The organism is Clostridium sp. K13, assembly GCF_019734195.1.
GTDB lineage: Bacteria > Bacillota > Clostridia > Clostridiales > Clostridiaceae > Clostridium.
In genome coordinates this window covers 81348-98065 of record NZ_JAASHM010000007.1, presented here as the reverse complement: position 1 = coordinate 98065, position 16718 = coordinate 81348, and the positions used below count along the sequence as shown (strand labels likewise).

Annotated in this window: 11 protein-coding genes and 1 pseudogene; all 12 read left to right on the top strand. The window is 27.9% G+C overall.

Features of this window, described 5'->3' with window-relative positions; genetic code table 11:
• Positions 1-20: 20 nt before the first annotated feature.
• The 12 genes and pseudogenes from thiM (at position 21) to HCG76_RS06300 (ending at position 16690) form a co-directional block, all read left to right on the top strand.
• Entirely contained in the window at positions 21-830 is an 810-nt protein-coding gene (gene thiM / locus HCG76_RS06355) for a hydroxyethylthiazole kinase (protein WP_221699376.1), read from the top strand.
• Between the two features lies 1 nt (position 831).
• Positions 832-1485, top strand: coding sequence for a thiaminase II (gene tenA, locus HCG76_RS06350; RefSeq protein ID WP_221699377.1), 654 nt, complete (start codon positions 832-834; stop codon positions 1483-1485).
• 43 nt (positions 1486-1528) lie between these two features.
• Positions 1529-1822, top strand: a pseudogene (locus HCG76_RS06345) (energy-coupled thiamine transporter ThiT); the annotation flags it as partial.
• 11 nt (positions 1823-1833) lie between these two features.
• Positions 1834-2454, top strand: a complete 621-nt coding sequence (gene thiE, locus HCG76_RS06340; protein WP_221699379.1) for a thiamine phosphate synthase — start codon at positions 1834-1836, stop codon at positions 2452-2454.
• Positions 2455-2466: 12 nt separating this feature from the next.
• Complete coding sequence (thiW, locus tag HCG76_RS06335; protein ID WP_221699380.1) at positions 2467-2970, top strand: energy coupling factor transporter S component ThiW; 504 nt, start codon at positions 2467-2469, stop codon at positions 2968-2970.
• Between the two features lie 192 nt (positions 2971-3162).
• Positions 3163-3354, top strand: coding sequence for a hypothetical protein (locus tag HCG76_RS06330; RefSeq protein WP_221699381.1), 192 nt, complete (start codon positions 3163-3165; stop codon positions 3352-3354).
• Between the two features lie 166 nt (positions 3355-3520).
• A complete protein-coding gene (locus tag HCG76_RS06325; protein WP_221699382.1) occupies positions 3521-4744 on the top strand; it encodes an exonuclease SbcCD subunit D in 1224 nt (407 codons plus the stop codon).
• On the top strand, positions 4731-8222 hold the full coding sequence (locus tag HCG76_RS06320) for an AAA family ATPase (RefSeq protein WP_221699383.1): 3492 nt from the start codon (positions 4731-4733) through the stop codon (positions 8220-8222). The genes HCG76_RS06325 and HCG76_RS06320 overlap by 14 nt, the downstream gene beginning before the upstream one ends.
• A 257-nt stretch (positions 8223-8479) precedes the next feature.
• Positions 8480-10351 carry a sialate O-acetylesterase gene (locus HCG76_RS06315; RefSeq protein ID WP_221699384.1) on the top strand — a complete coding sequence of 624 codons (1872 nt, stop codon included), beginning with the start codon at positions 8480-8482 and terminating at the stop codon, positions 10349-10351.
• Between the two features lie 39 nt (positions 10352-10390).
• Positions 10391-11929, top strand: coding sequence for a glycoside hydrolase family 43 protein (locus tag HCG76_RS06310; RefSeq protein WP_311776383.1), 1539 nt, complete (start codon positions 10391-10393; stop codon positions 11927-11929).
• Positions 11930-12002: 73 nt separating this feature from the next.
• On the top strand, positions 12003-12821 hold the full coding sequence (locus HCG76_RS06305) for an alpha/beta hydrolase (RefSeq protein WP_221699385.1): 819 nt from the start codon (positions 12003-12005) through the stop codon (positions 12819-12821).
• A gap of 203 nt (positions 12822-13024) precedes the next feature.
• Positions 13025-16690 (top strand): endo-1,4-beta-xylanase, encoded by a 3666-nt coding sequence (locus HCG76_RS06300; RefSeq protein WP_221699386.1) that lies wholly within the window; start codon positions 13025-13027, stop codon positions 16688-16690.
• Positions 16691-16718: the final 28 nt, after the last annotated feature.

The following is a 16718-nucleotide window of genomic DNA, read 5'->3' as shown; positions in this document are numbered from 1 at the left end:
TAAGAGAAGGGAAAAAAGAAATGTTTGAATTAATTAATAAAGTAAAAGAAATAAATCCATTAGTTCTTCATTATACAAATGAAGTAACAATAAATGATTGTGCAAATATAACCCTTGCTTTAGGAGCGAGTCCACTTATGAGTTATTCTGAAGAGGAGGTTGAAGAAATAGTAAGTGTTGCAAGTTCTGTTGTAATTAATATTGGAACTATGAATTCAAGTAGATTAAATTTATTTGTCAAGGCAGGAAAGGCTGCTAATAAGTTTAATAAACCTGTTATTTTAGATCCAGTAGGGGTATTTGCAACTAAAACAAGGATAAACTTTGTAAACATGCTTTTAAATGAAATAAAGTTTGATGTGGTAAAGGGTAATATAGCAGAAATAAAGTTTATTGGAGGATTAGATGTAAGGGGACAAGGTGTTGATTCCTTTGATGATGGAGAGGATATATCAGAAGTAGTGAAAAAAGTAGCAAATAAATTAGGTTGTATAGTTGTAGCTACTGGAAAAGTTGATTTTATTAGTGATGGAGAAAATGTTATTAAAGTAGTAAATGGCACACCTAAGCTAAAAAGTGTTACAGGTACAGGATGTATGACTGGTAGTTTAATTGGAAGTTACTTAGGAACATATAACTGCTTAAAGGAAGATGAAAAGAATATATTTAAAAAGGTAGAAGCTGTTGCAATGGGGGTTATTACTATGGCATTAGCAGGTGAGTTAGCAGATAAGAATAATATTGCTATAGGAAGCTTTAAGGAGAAGCTTATGAATAATGTATATGAAATGAATAAAGAAAAATTAAAGGAATATGCGAGGATAAATTAAGATGAAATTTTCAGAAGTTTTATTTAAAGAAGTTGAAGAATTATGGAATGAATATTTAAAGCATCCCTTTGTTAAAGGAATAGGTGAAGGGAATTTAGATAAAGAAAAATTTAAAAATTATTTAATACAGGATTATTTATATTTAAAGGATTATGGAAAAGTCTTCGCTATGGGCATAGTTAAGGCTAAAACTATGAAGGAAATGAAATTTTATCATAATGCTATTTCAGGGATTGTAAATGATGAGACAGCAGTTCACATTGACTATTTAAAAGGTTTTGGGCTTTCTCCAGAAGAAACAGAAAAACAAAAATGTAAATTAACAACTGCAGGCTATACAAGCTTTATGTTGGGTATTGCTTTAAAGGGAGATTGTAAAGAGATTGCTATGGCTACAATGCCTTGTACATGGAGTTATTATTACATTGGAAAATATCTTTATGACACTTATAAAGAAAATTTAGATAATAATTTTTATGCTCCTTGGATATTAGAATATTCAACAGAATCTTTTAAGAAATGTGTAGATGATTGGAAAATATACATTGACGATATTTGTAAAGATTTAAGTAAAGAAGAAGAGGAACAGCTTATAGATATATTTATAAAATCAAGTCTTTATGAAATGGATTTTTGGAATATGGCTAATAAATAGCATCAAGGGAGAATAATATAATGATTATTTTTTTTTATTAGATTTTTTACTAGGACCTATGGCATTAGGATTAGCCTGTGTTTTTGGCAATAATAAAAAATATAAAATAATTTTAGGATGTTTATTTGCAACTATGTTATGTGTTTTTGCCTCATTTGTATCAGGAGTAGTATTTTTTGGGCAATATGCACCCCAAGGGATGAATGTGTATTTATACTCTTTTATATATAATTACAGTAGTGGTGGAGTAGAAGGGATTTTAAGTACAATATTAATGAGTTTATTACCCATAAACAGATTTAGAAAGATAGCTTTATCTAACAATAATTCAGCTTAAGGAGGAGAATAATGGATAGTTTAAAATTATATTTAGTAACTGATTCAGATATTTTAAAAGATAGAAATTTCTATGAATGTATAGAAGAAGCCTTAAAGGGTGGAGTTACTATGCTTCAATTAAGAGAAAAGGAAGCTAGTGGAAAAGAATTTTTAGAAAAAGCAATTAAGCTTAGAGAGCTGACTAAAAAGTACAATGTTAAATTTATAATAAATGATAGAGTTGATATTGCAATGCTTTGTGATGCTGATGGAGTTCATGTTGGACAAAGTGATATACCTGCAAATGAAGTTAGAAAGCTTATAGGAAAAGATAAAATAGTAGGAGTCTCTGCAAGGACTATAAAGGAAGCTATGGTTGCAAAGGAAAATGGAGCAGATTATCTTGGGGTTGGAGCTATGTTTACAACTACTACAAAGTTAGATGCAAAGTCTGTAACTATAGATCAATTAAAAGCTATAAAAAAAGAAGTTAAGCTTCCCATAGTTACAATAGGGGGATTATCATTAAATAATATTGAAAAGTTAAAGGAATGTAACATTGATGGCTTTGCCGTTGTATCTGCTATATTAGGAGCAGTAGATATAAAATTAGAGTGTGAAAAATGGATTGAAAAGATAAATAATTTTTAAGGGGATTAAAATATGCAAATAACAAAAGCAAGGGAAAATACTACCAAAAAGATAGTGTTAAGTGGAATATTAATTGCTATAGCTACAGTTTTAGGTACATTTTCTATACCAATATTAGGAGCAAAAGCATCACCAATACAACATTTTGTTAATGTTATAGCTGGAGTATCTTTAGGACCAATTTATGGTGTTGCATGTGCATTTATTTCAGCGCTTATAAGAAATATATTAGCAACTGGAAGTATATTAGCTTTTCCAGGAAGTATGGTAGGTGTATTTTTTGCAGGTATATTATATAAAAAGTTTAAAAAGATAGAATTTGCAGTAATAGGGGAAGTAATAGGTACTGGAATAATAGGAGCTATGCTTGCTTATCCATTAGCAGCATTTGTATTAGGAAAAGAAGTTGCACTATTTGTGTATATTGTTCCATTTTCAATAAGTGCTATTTTAGGAAGTATAATGGCTTATATATTATTAAAAATAAAAGTGATTAGAGAGTTTTTGGTAAAATAACATATTATAATTTATTAAAATAATTGAAGTTAAATTAGTTTAATTTCAATTATTTTTTATTTTCTGTAAATTGAATAATGGTAAAATTTATGAATAAAATTATTCAAAAAATTGAAAATTACAACTTAGATGGTTATATAAGTAAAAAGGTGTATAATATGACATGACAATGATTTACATGAGGTGATAGCTATGATATTTTGCAAAGGAAAGAATTATATTTTTAGTAAGGATGTTTATTTAGCAAGTGATGAGAGAGTAGAAAAACTAAGTGATGACCAAATTGATAGATATGATGGTTTAGAGGTACAAGTTGGACATAGTTACTTAGGATATATAAATAATTCAAGAATTTCTTCAAGCTGGTGTAAAGAAGTAAAATAGCTTAGAGTGAGAAAGGTCTGTATGAGATTGAAAGTTTTAGTTCAACCTCATACAGACCTTTTTATTTTTTGAGCTTTAGGTAGGTTTGATTAGTAGTAAAGATTGATTGTATAATTAAATAATAGGAATAATTAATAATAGGTAAAGTTTAAGAGGAGGTTGTATTTTGAGAATACTACATACTGGAGACTGGCACTTAGGTAAAAATTTAGAAGGTGTTAGCAGAATGGATGAACAGGAATTATTTTTAAATGATTTTATAAATATAGTTGAAGAAAATAATATTGATTTAGTTGTAATTGCAGGGGATGTTTATGATTCAAGCAATCCACCTGCAAGAGCTGAAAAAATGTTTTATGATACATTAAAAAAGCTATCTAAAAATGGAGAAAGACTAACATTAGTTATAGCAGGTAATCATGATAATCCAGAAAGATTAGTTGCAGCGGGACCACTTGCAATGGAACATGGAATAATAATGGTTGGTACTCCTAAAACTGTTGTACAGTGTGGTGAATATGGACAACATAAGGTAATTAATTCAGGTGAAGGGTTTATTGAAATAGAAATTAATAATGAAAAGGCAATAATATTAACAGTACCATATCCAAGTGAAAAAAGATTAAATGAAGTTCTTTATGGGGAAATGGATAGTGATGAAGATAGGCTAAAAACTTATGGAGAAAGAATAAAATCACTATTTGATTCTCTTAAGAAAAATTATAGAGAAGATACTATTAATTTAGCAGTATCACATTTATTTGCTATGGGAAGTGAAGAAGGGGGATCAGAAAGAAGTATTCAGCTTGGTGGAAGCTATATAGTTAATGGTTCATGTTTTCCAGAAGAAGCTCAATATATAGCTTTAGGTCATGTGCATAAACCACAGATTGTACCAGGTACAAATAAAAAAGCAAGATATTCAGGATCACCACTTCATTATAATAAAAAAGAAATAAATATTAATAAAAAATGTTTTATTGTTGATGTAAAGCCTAAAGAAGAATGTAAAATACAAGAAGTAGAATTAAAAGTTTATAAACCAATTGAAGTTTGGAAATGTGAAAGTGTTGATGATGCTATAGAAAGATGTGAAGAAAATAAGGATAGAGAATGTTGGATTTATTTAGAGATTAAATGTGATAGATATATAAGAGAAGATGAAATAAAGAATATTAAGGAAATAAAAAAGGATATTTTAGAAATAACACCAAGGCTTCAAAATAGTAAAGATAATGAGGAAGATGCTATAAGTATCCAGGAAAAATCCTTCGAAGAAATATTTAGAGAGTTTTATAAGAAGGAAAGAAATGTAGAAGCTGATGATGAAGTTGTAAGCTTATTATTAAAATTAGTAAATGAAGAGGTGGATGAAGATGAGACCAATTAAGCTTAAGATAAAGGGATTAAATAGCTTTATAGAAGAGCAAACTATAGATTTTGAAAAGCTAACTGACCGTGGGCTATTTGGTATATTTGGCCCAACAGGAAGTGGTAAGTCTACAATATTAGATGGTATAACATTAGCACTATATGGAGATGTTTCAAGAAAAAGTTCAAATTATATAAATACTAATTGTGATAGGTTAAATGTTAGCTTTGAGTTTCAAATATCAGGAGCAGAAATAAAAAGATATCTTGTTACAAGGGAATTTAAAAGAGATAAAAAATCAGGAAATCCAATATCGGGAAAGTGTAAAATAGTTGATATAACTAATGGTGAAGAAGTTTTAGCAGATAAGGTTAAAGCAGTTACTGATAAGTGTAAAGAGGTAATAGGATTAAGCTTAGAGGATTTTACAAGAACTGTTGTATTACCACAAGGAAAGTTTTCAGAGTTTCTAAAGTTAGAGGGAAAGCCGCGAAGAGAAATGCTAGAGAGGCTTTTTAATTTAGAACAATATGGTGATAATTTATCAAGGAAACTATCTAGAGAAATTAATCATGAGAAAACTGAAAATAGTGTTTTATTAGGCCAACTTATGGGTTATGAAGATATAAGTGAAGAAAAGAAAGCTGAAAAAGAAGAAGAGTTAAAGTTAAGTATAGATAATTTAAATAAAGTAGCTAAAGAACTTAAGGATATAGATAAAAGCTTTAAAGAAAATCAAGAGCTTTGGGATATGCAGCTTGAAGTTAGGGGTTATAAAGAGAAGGAAAATGCTTTAAAGGAAAGGGCTATAGAAATAGAGTCTTTTAAAGAAAAGGTTAAACTTGGAGAAGCAGCTAATAAAGTTAAACCTTATATAAGTACTTATGAAAATACATTAAATAATATTAACTTTACAGAAAGAGAATTAAGAGAATTAAAAATTAAATGTGAAGAACTTAATAGTAATAAGAAGATTATAGAAGAACAATGGAATAATGCTAGATTAATAAGGGATAGTAAATTATCACAATATAAAGTTCAAGAAGAGAAAATAAAAGATGCGATTAATGATAAAAAGTCTTTAGATCTTTTAGAAAATGAAATAAAAGAAATTAATAATAATGTAAATGAATTAAATAAAAAGAAAAAAGAAAATGAAGAGAAATTAGTTGATTCTGAAGAGAGATTAAAAAGGGGAAATGATTTATTAAAAGAAAAAGAGGAATATAGAGATACTTTAAATATAGATAGTGAATTTAAAAAGTATGTTCAAGATGGATTAGTACTTACTAGAGATTATAACAATTATTTAAAGCTACTAAAAGATATTGAAACAAAAATAAATACTATAAATGAATTAGTAAAGAAATCATTAGAAGAAAAAAATATATTAAAAGTTGAATTTGATAAAAAAAATTATTTGTTAAAAGAAAATGAAAATAATTTAGAGAGTTTAATTAAAAATTGCCCAGGAAATCAAAATGATTTATTTGATATGCAAGAAAAATATTCAGAATTAAAGGGACAGTTAGATATATATAATAGATCTAATGAAGAAATTAAGAAAAATATAAAGCTAATAGAAGAATTAAGTATTGAATTAAAGCCTAAAAAAGAAGAGTTTAATAAATTAGATAATGAAATTAAAAGGATAAAAGTAGATGTACTTGAAATAGAAAGAGAAAATTTAGCTCATAAATTAAGAGAAGAATTAATGTATGGAGATGTTTGTCCAGTTTGTGGATCTACTGAACATCATAAGGAAAATATAAAGCATGTAGAAATAAAGGATATTACTAGCCTTGAAGAAAGTATAGAATTAAAAGAAAAAATATTAGATACTTTATCTAATAATATAAAAGATATGGAAGCTAAGCTTGAGATTTCAAAAAATAAATTAGATGAAGAAAAAGAAGTAATTAAAGCTTTAGGTGAAGATTTTAATGAAGAGATAGTAAAAAGTATACAGCTTAAAATTAATGATTTAAGAGTGAAAATTAATGAATATAATACAAAAAAAGAAGAGTTAGAAAAGATAATAAAGGTTTTAAAAGATGAATGTAATAATTCAAAGCTTAAGTTTACAGAGTTAGAAACTAAAATAGGTAGTTATGAAAATCAAGTGAAAACTTTAGAGGATGAAAGAAAAAATCAATATAATAAGTTAAAAGAAGCTGAAGATAGTTTGAATATTCTTAAGGAAAAAACTAGTGTTCAAGATTTTATTTCTAAAAATGAAGAAATAAATAAGGTTGAAAAAGAAAGAGAAGAAATAGAAAAAACAATTAAAAAATACAGAGATAGAATAGAAGTGTTAAATGCAGACAAAGAAAATGCTACTAAGAATTTAGCTGAAACTAATGAAGAATTAGCAAAAATTAGCACTGTATTAAAAGAGAAAAATAAAGTTAGAGAAGAAAACTTAAATAAATTAAAAAGTAAAGTTGATGATATAAATAATATTGAAGAAAGTTTAATAAATATACAAAAGGAAATAAAAGAAATTGAAGATAATTATGTTATAGCTGAAAAACAAAAAGAAGAGGCTAATAAAATTTATGAAGAATGTAATTCTAAATTAATTAGTATTACTTCAAAAATAAAAGAGCTTTACAATAGAAAAGAAGAAGAGAAAGAAAAGTTAGAGATAATATTAAAAGAAGAAGAATTTTTAAATATTGATGAAGTAAAAATAAATTTATTAGATAAAGAGAAAATAAAAGAATTAAAGAGTGAAATTGATAAGTATAAGGAGAATCTATCGCAACTTAAAGGTGCAATAGAAAGTATAACTAAAAAGATTGGAGATAGAAAGTTACTTGAAGAAGAGTGGATTCTTATACAAAAGGAAAAAGAAGAAAAAGAACTTAAGGTTAAAGAATTAAATGAAATAAAAATTAAGGTTGAAGAAGAGCTTAAAATAATAAAAGAAAAGATTCTAGAACTTAAGGATTTATTAAAGCAAAAAGAAAAATTAGATCATAAGCTTGCATTATTAAATGATTTAGATAAATTATTTAAGGGGAAGAAGTTTGTTGAGTTTGTTGCAGCTACTAGACTTAAATATGTTTCGCTAGAAGCTAGTAAAAAGTTAAAGGAAATAACTAATGGAAACTATGGGTTAGAAGTAGATGAGGATGGAAGATTTATAATTAGAGATTATAAAAATGGTGGAGCTGAAAGAGATGCTTCTACACTTTCAGGGGGAGAAACCTTCTTAGCATCACTTGCTTTAGCACTTGCATTATCAGCAGAAATTCAACTTAAGGGAACTGCTCCACTTGAATTATTCTTCTTAGATGAAGGGTTTGGTACTTTAGATGATAATCTTTTAGAGGTTGTTATGAGCTCGCTTGAAAGAATTCATAATGATAAATTAAAGGTAGGAATAATAAGTCATGTTGAATCTATTAAGAATAGAGTTCCTGTTAAGCTTTTAATTACTCCAGCAGAAGCAGGACTTGGTGGAAGTAAGGTTAAGATTGAAAGAAGTTAATAAAATAGTATAAATAAAATGTTAGAAGAAAAGTAACAGTAGATTGATTTATGTATAATTAATCTACTGTTTTTTATATTGATTAAACTTAAACATGTATAAATAATAAATGTAAAATAATCAAAGGAAAATATATAAAAAGTAGGTATAAAATTAAAATTTAAAGATGTAAGATATTAGGTGATTAGTAGTATATGAAAGGTTACTAAACTTTAATATAGATTGATTTGGACGGGAATAATAGAGGTGTTATGAGTATGGAAAAGAATAAGTTATCTAGTATATTTAGTGACGGAATGGTTCTTCAACGAGGAGATAAAACAAAAATATTTGGAACTACAGTAGAAAATTCTAAAATAGAAGTTTGGTTTTTAGGTGAAAAATATGAAACAGTTTCTAATGATAAAGGAAAATGGAGCATTTTATTAAATAAGCTAGAAGCTGGTGGTCCATATGAAATGGTTATAAAAGGAGCGGAAGAGATAACAATTAAAGATATTTTAATTGGGGATGTATGGCTATGTAGTGGACAATCTAATATGGAGTTACCAATAGAAAGAGTTATGGAATTATATGAAGATGAAATTTTAAATTACAATAATAGTAATATACGACAATTTTGTGCAAGTAAAAACTATGTTTTTAATGGTCCAAAAGATGATTTGGATGAGGGGAGCTGGAAAGTTTTAAATCAAGATAATTCGCTTGAGTTTACTGCTGTTGGTTATTTTTTTGCAAAAGAAATATATGAGAAATATAAAGTTCCAATAGGAATAATTGCTACAGCGGTTGGAGGAACTCCTATTGAATCATGGATAAATGAAGCGGATTTGAAGAAGTTTAATAGATTTGAAGAAATAATTAGAAAATGTAAGGATTCTGAGTATGTATCTAGAGTTCAAGAACAAGATGATAATAGAATTAATAATTGGTATGAAGAGTTAAATTTAAATGATGAAGGTTTAATAAATTTGTGGAACTTAGAAGAGTTTGATGATAGTGATTGGGGTGAATTTGTTATACCAGGAATGTGGAAGGATACATGTTTAGATAAAGTTAATGGATCTGTTTGGTTTAGAAAAGAGATATTTTTATCAGATGAAGCAGCTAGTTATAATGCTAAACTTTATTTAGGGAGTATCATAGATAGTGATGAAGTATATGTAAATGGTGTTTTGGTTGGGAAAACAGAGTATAGGTATCCTCCTAGAATTTACAAAGTAGATAATGAGATACTTAAAGTGGGAAGAAATATAATAACAATACGTGTTATGAGTAATACAGGAATAGGCGGATTTATAAAAGATAAGCAGTATAAATTGGCATTTGAAAATGAAGAGATAGATTTATCAGGGGGATGGAAATATAAAATAGGACATAGAATGGATTTTAATTATGATAGAACTTTCTTTCAATTTAAACCTATAGGCTTTTATAATTCAATAATTCATCCATTAAGGAAGTATGCTATAGCAGGTGTGTTGTGGTATCAAGGTGAATCTAATACAGGTTACCCTAATGATTATGAAGAGTTATTTGAAACGTTAATAAATAGATGGAGAGAAAATTGGAATAATGAATATTTACCATTTTTATATGTACAGCTTGCAAACTATTTAGCACCAGAAGATAGTCCATTATTAGATAATTGGGCGAAGTTAAGAGAAGCACAAAGAAGGGGATTAAGAATAAAAAATACTGGAATGGCAGTTTCAGTTGATATTGGTGAATATAATGATCTTCACCCACTTAATAAGAAAGAAGTTGGAAGAAGATTAGCTTTATTAGCTCAAGATAAAGTATATAATGAAAAAAATATTTCAGTAACACCTATGTATAAAAAAATGAATATAGAAGGAAATAAGATAGTTATTCATTTTTCTAATAGTGAAAGTGGATTAATAAGTATAAAAGGTAATTTAAATAATTTCGAAATTAGTGATGAATATGGACGTTTTTATAAGGCTAATGCCCAAATAAAAGGAAATTTAATAGAAGTTTGGAGTAATAAAGTTAGTAATCCAGTTAATGTAAGATACGCATGGAAAAACTCACCTCATGATATAAATTTATATAATAGAGAAGGGTTACCGATATCTCCTTTTACAACTGAAATAAATTATCTGTAAAAATTAAAATAAAATCAATGAAGAGTGGAGGTTAAGCTTGTGTATGAAGATGAATTTACTTTAAACGATACAAATAAAAGTGATTATCAGGTTTATACAGTTAAAAACCCTGTTATATGGTCAGATGTTCCAGATCCAGATGTAATAAGAGTAAATGATATTTATTATATGGTTAGTACTACAATGCATATGAGTCCAGGTGTACCAATTATGAAATCATATGATTTAGTAAATTGGAATATAGTTAACTACGTTTATGACATACTTGATGATAGTGATAAACAAACTCTAAAAAATGGAGAAAGTGCATATGGTCAAGGCTCATGGGCAAGTACCCTTAGATATAATAATGGAAAGTACTATGTATCTTTTGGAGCATATGACACTAATACAACATATATTTATCAGACAGATGATATAGAAAATGGACCATGGAAACGTTATGACTTAAAGGGAGTTTACAGAGATGCATCATTATTGTTTGACGATGATGGACGTGTATACCTTATATATGGTGGAGGAGAGATATGGGCAACAGAATTAACTTCAGACGTAACGGCAATTAAAAAAGATGGATTTAATAAGGTTATTATTGAAAATGCTACTAAAGTTGTTGGGGATATTGGAGATGGTCTTGTTGCGGAAGGTTCTCATATACAAAAAATTAATGGGAATTATTATATATTTAATATTGTATGGCCAAAAGGTGGGATTAGAACAGAAATAGTTCATAGATCTGATAAGTTAGAAGGTCCCTATGAGGGCAGAATAGTATTAAAGCAAAGTATTGTTGGAGGTATAGCACAAGGTGGAATTATTGATACACCTGAAGGAAAATGGTATGGAATGTTATTTGAAGACCATGGAGCTGTAGGTAGAATACCATATGTTATACCTATTATATGGAAAGAAGATTGGCCTATATTTGATGATGTATATGATACTGGAATTATTAGTGAAAAAATTAAGTATAGTTTTGTTGATTCAGATGAATTTGATGAAAATAAAAATGAACTAAAATTAGTATGGCAATGGAATCATAATCCAGATAATAATAATTGGTCTTTAACTGAACAGCCAGGATGTTTAAGATTAAGGAATGGAAGAAAGAGTATCAATATTTTGGATGCAGTTAATATACTTACTCAAAGAACAGTTGGGCCTAAATGTTCAGGGAGTATTAAAATTGATGTAAGTAATATGAAAAATGGTGACTATGCAGGATTAGCAGCATTTCAACAAAAGTATGGATTTGTTGGTATTAAGATGGAAAATGGCATTAAATATATCGTTATGATTAGTGGTAGTTCTGGATGTGATAAAGAAATGGGTAATATTCCTATAAGTCAAAATAAAGTGTATTTTAAAATAGATTTTGACTATGAAAATTTATCAGATAGTGCATATTTTTATTATAGCTTAAGTGGGGATGTATGGAATAAGATTGGAAATAAACTAAAATTAGAATATACAATACCACATTTTGTTGGATATCGTTTTGGATTGTTTAATTATGCAACAAAAGAAATAGGAGGATATGTTGATTTTGATTATTTTAGAATAGAACAAAATATTTAATTATTATTTAGAAGTAGGTTACTAATTTTAGTATCATTAAGGCTGATATAAAGTTAAAGAGAGGTATTAATGGATGAAAAGTGAAGTTAATCAATATGTACCTCCTATTGGGTACGATAAGTTAATAGAAAGTGTTGATTATGGAACGATAAGTAAAGTTGAATACTATTCAAAAAATATAAAAACAAAAAGAAAGTTTAATATATGGCTACCTGCTAATTATAATGAGAATAAAAAATACCCTGTTTTATATCTTTTACATGGGATTGGTGGAGATGAAAATGAATGGTTAAATGGAGGAGCACAGTATATTATTGGAAATTTAATGGCAACAAAAAATGCAAGCGAAATGATAATTATTTTTCCAAATGTGCGTGCTAGGCAAGATGATTCAGCAAATCCAGGTGATATATTTACATTAGAGCATTTTAAAGCATTTGATAACTTTATTAATGACTTATTAAATGACTTAATTCCGTATGTAGAGAAGAATTATTCAGTTAAATTAGGAAGGGAAAATACTGCAATTGCTGGATTATCTATGGGAGGAAGAGAAGCTTTATATATTGGATTTACATTATATAAAATTTTTGGATATATTGGTGCTTTTTGTCCAGCGTTTGGTATATTTAAATACTTGAATAATGGTGTTTTTGAAGAGGGATTATTTACTGAGGAAAACTTTAAAATACCGCAGGACCTTAAAACTTTAATTATGATTGTAAAAGGTAAAGATGATAGTATTGTAATGAATGAGTCAATAAGACAACATAATACGTTAGTTAAAAATAATGTTAATCATATTTATTATGAAATAGAGGGTGGACATGATTTTACAGTTTGGAATCATGGTTTATATAACTTTTTAAAAAGAATATTTAAAGACTATTAAAAATTAAGTGAAGTTTTCTTGAGAAACTTCACTTAATTTTTTATATTTATTTTTTCTAAATAGAATTAAGAAAAACAGAACAAATTTATAATAGTGAAGTTTATAAACAATAATTATTTAAAGAAAATATATAATTTAGCGTATTTAAAAATAATACAAAAATAGTAACATTAAATATGTAAATGTATACAAGGGGGGATTTTATGAAAAATAAAAAAAAAATTATGAGTTTATTGCTTAGTGGATTAGTTATATTAAATCCATTATCATCAATAGCTGTAGAGGCTGGTGAGATTAGTAAAGAAGTTGTATTTTATGACTTTGAAGATGGTAGTAATGGAAAATGGTACAATAGTGGAGAGGGAAAGGTAGAGATTACTGCTGATAACCCTATAAGTGGTGACTATAGTTTAGAATGTTATGAAAGAACACAAGGTTGTAATGGTGCAACATTGGACTTGAAAGAATTATTAAAGGAAGGAAAGACATACGATATTTCATTTAAAATTAGAGCTAAAGATGAAGGTGAAAATTCAGTTAATGTAACGATTTATAGACAATATAATTTATTGGACAAAAATGGTAATATAACAGGTGAAAAAAAAGAGTATTATGATAATTATGAAGGTGGATGGTTAGAAGGAAAAAATATAGTTGATGCTAAAATAAATTTAACCGAGGCTGTTGCATTAAATGGAACATATAAGTTAGAGGATGCAAGTAAAGATAAAGAGCTTATTGCATTAAATATAAAAATAGAATCTAACAATGCAAATTTAGCATATGTAATTGATGATTTTTCAGTTTCTGAAAAAAGTAATGTAGAATCAGAAGATAATGAACAAGCCACTGATGAAGTGAAATTTAACTTTGAAGGTGAGAATTATGATTTTACTGGAAGAATAAATTCTACAGTGGAAGCAGTAAATGAAGAAGCTTATGAAGGTAACTATTCTTTAAAAGTTTCAAATAGAAGTGAAACTTTTGATGGTCCAATAATTAATATGACAAATTACCTTGAAAAAGGAGAAACATATAGGATTTCTTCTTGGGTTAAATATAATGATGGACCAGATAGAAAAACATTTAAAGTTCAATTTTCAAATGAATTTATAGATAAAGATGCTCAGTATGCGACTATTGGGGAAAAGAATGTTAAAAAAGGTGAATGGACACTAATAGAAGGTGAATATACAATTCCAAATTCTGAAGATTTAAATAGTTATTCATTTTATATGGAAACTTCATATAAAGAAATTGCTGATAGTGATCCAGAAAGTACTGATTATGATTTAATGGATTTCTATATTGATGAAGTAAAGTTTGTTAAGGTTGCAAAATCAGATGATAAGCATGAACCGGATATTAAGTCATTACATGAAGCTTTAACTGAGTCTTTAGGGCAAAATTTTGTTATAGGTACAGCTGTAAGACCAGACCAATTAGAAGAAGGTAGTGAGTATGAAGCACTAATTAATAAGCATTTTAATGCAATAGTTGCAGAAAATGTAATGAAAGTTGAGCCAATGAGACCAAGTGAAGATGTGTATTATTGGGATGACGCAGATACTCTTGTAAATTATGCATATGATAATAATAAGCTTATGAGAGGTCATGCCTTAGTTTGGCATAGTCAAATGCCAAGCTGGTTCTTTAAGGATTCAGAAGATAGTAGTAAAGAAGTTTCAAGTGAAGATTTACTTGAAAGAATGACAGAGCACATAACTACAGTAGCAAGTCGTTATGCAGGAAAAATATATGCATGGGATGTTGTTAATGAAGTAATGGCAGATGGTGTGTCTGAAAATGGATTAAGAAGAGATAATGAAAACTCTAAATGGGCAAGAATAATTGGTGATTTAGATGGTGATGGTGATGATGATGATTATATAGAAGCAGCATTTAGAGCAGCAAGATTAGCGGACCCTAATGCTAAGTTAATAATAAATGAGTATGGAGCTGAAAGCGCTGGTAGAAAGCAAGATGCATTATATAATTTAATAGAAAGACTTCTTATAGCTGGAGTACCTGTAGATGGAGTGGGATTACAAACACATATATCTATGTATAATCCAGATATAAAGAGTATTGAAGCTACTATAGAGAGATTTTCAGAATTGAAAAAGTATAATCCAGATTTTACAGTACAAATTACAGAATTAGATTTATCTATATACAAGAGTGATAGCGATAAAGAAATGCCAATAACATCTGAAGTATTATTACAACAAGCTTATAGATATCAAGAATTATTTGATTTATTTAAAGAGCAAACAGCTAAAGGAAATATTGATATGACTTTAGTTTGGGGAGTTACTGATAATGATTCATGGCTTGATAATTTTCCTGTTGAAGGACGAAAAAATGCTCCATTATTATTTGATAGAAACTTTAAAGCAAAACCAGCTTACTGGGCTTTAGTAGATCCAAATAGTCTTGAAATTAAAACTAAGAGTATTGAAGCGAAAAAAGTAGAAAAAGTTAATGATTTAGCTTGGAAGTTATCAAATAGTATTGATGTAAATAAAATAATTGAAGGTAATGATGGAGCAAAAGCTAATGTAAGAGTAATTTGGGATGAAGAAAATATTTATATAAATGCGGATATAACTGACACATCTTTAAATGAAAATGATAGTATTGAATTTTATGTTGGCAGTGCTGAAGCTATAACAATAAAGCGTAATAGTGTAAATGAAAAGGTAGATGGTAGTGGATATACTGCAACAGCAACAGTTCCAGTAGGAGATAAAAGTATAGAAATTGAGGATACTATAAGCTTTGAAGTTAGAATCAATAATTATGATAATGATAATTTAAAATCAGTTTCTGTATGGAATGATGTAAATGGTGGAGAAATAACAGAAAAAGATTTTGGAGAAATTATATTTATGTCTACAGCTAAAATTGCAAATGCAATAGAAGGTAATCCTGAAATTGATGGTGAAATCGATGATGCATGGGATAAGGCTGAAGTTATAAATGTAAATAATTTTTCAGTAGGAAAAGATGGAGCAATAGCAGAAGTTAGAACTTTATGGAGTGGGAAGTATTTATATGTATTAGCAGAAGTTGTTGATGATGTATTAAATTCAGATAATGAATATGATCATGAAAAAGATTCAGTTGAATTATTTGTTGATTTAAATAATGCTAAAACTCCATTGTATGATGAAGATGATGCTCAATATAGAATAAACTATAAAAATGAAGCTAGCTTTAATGGAAATTGTAATGTGGATAATTTTAATTCAGCTACTAAAATAGTTGAAGGTGGATATATAATTGAAGCAGCAATTTATGTTGGTGAGAATAAGGAGAATTCATTAATAGGATTTGATGTACAAGTTAATGATGCAGATGCTACAGGTAAGAGAGTAACTGTAGCTAACTGGTGTGATATGTCAGGAATGGGATGGCAAAGAAGTTCTGAGTATGGAAATCTCATAATGAGTAAAAATGTAGATGTTGAAGCTCCTGATGAGGAAAATAATATTCCAATAATAATAGCTGATGATATAGTATTAAATTTAGGTGATGAATTTAATCCGTATGATATAGTTATAGCTAAAGATAAAGAAGATGGAAATATAACTGATAAAGTAAAGGTTGTTAAAAATACTGTAAATACAAAAAGGATAGGAGAGTATAAAGTAATATATTCTGTAGAAGACAGTAAGGGTGCAAGTGCAATAAAAGAAATAAAAGTCATTGTTACTAATAAAAATATTGTAAGTAATAATGGAGATAATAACAATAGCAATAAGTTGCCACAAACAGGTAATGAAAATGTTATTTATATGGTAATTATAGCTATTATAGCTATTTTTATTGGAAGTAAATTGAGGTATAATAAAATTATTAAGTAAAAAAGGGGAAAACGTTAAAAAGTAAAAT

Coding starts and splice junctions, on each gene's coding strand:
- thiM (WP_221699376.1), top strand. CDS start 21: ATGTTTGAATTAATTAATAAAGTAAAAGAAATAAATCCATTAGTTCTT.
- tenA (WP_221699377.1), top strand. CDS start 832: ATGAAATTTTCAGAAGTTTTATTTAAAGAAGTTGAAGAATTATGGAAT.
- thiW (WP_221699380.1), top strand. CDS start 2,467: ATGCAAATAACAAAAGCAAGGGAAAATACTACCAAAAAGATAGTGTTA.
- HCG76_RS06305 (WP_221699385.1), top strand. CDS start 12,003: ATGAAAAGTGAAGTTAATCAATATGTACCTCCTATTGGGTACGATAAG.
- HCG76_RS06330 (WP_221699381.1), top strand. CDS start 3,163: ATGATATTTTGCAAAGGAAAGAATTATATTTTTAGTAAGGATGTTTAT.
- thiE (WP_221699379.1), top strand. CDS start 1,834: ATGGATAGTTTAAAATTATATTTAGTAACTGATTCAGATATTTTAAAA.
- HCG76_RS06315 (WP_221699384.1), top strand. CDS start 8,480: ATGGAAAAGAATAAGTTATCTAGTATATTTAGTGACGGAATGGTTCTT.
- HCG76_RS06300 (WP_221699386.1), top strand. CDS start 13,025: ATGAAAAATAAAAAAAAAATTATGAGTTTATTGCTTAGTGGATTAGTT.
- HCG76_RS06320 (WP_221699383.1), top strand. CDS start 4,731: ATGAGACCAATTAAGCTTAAGATAAAGGGATTAAATAGCTTTATAGAA.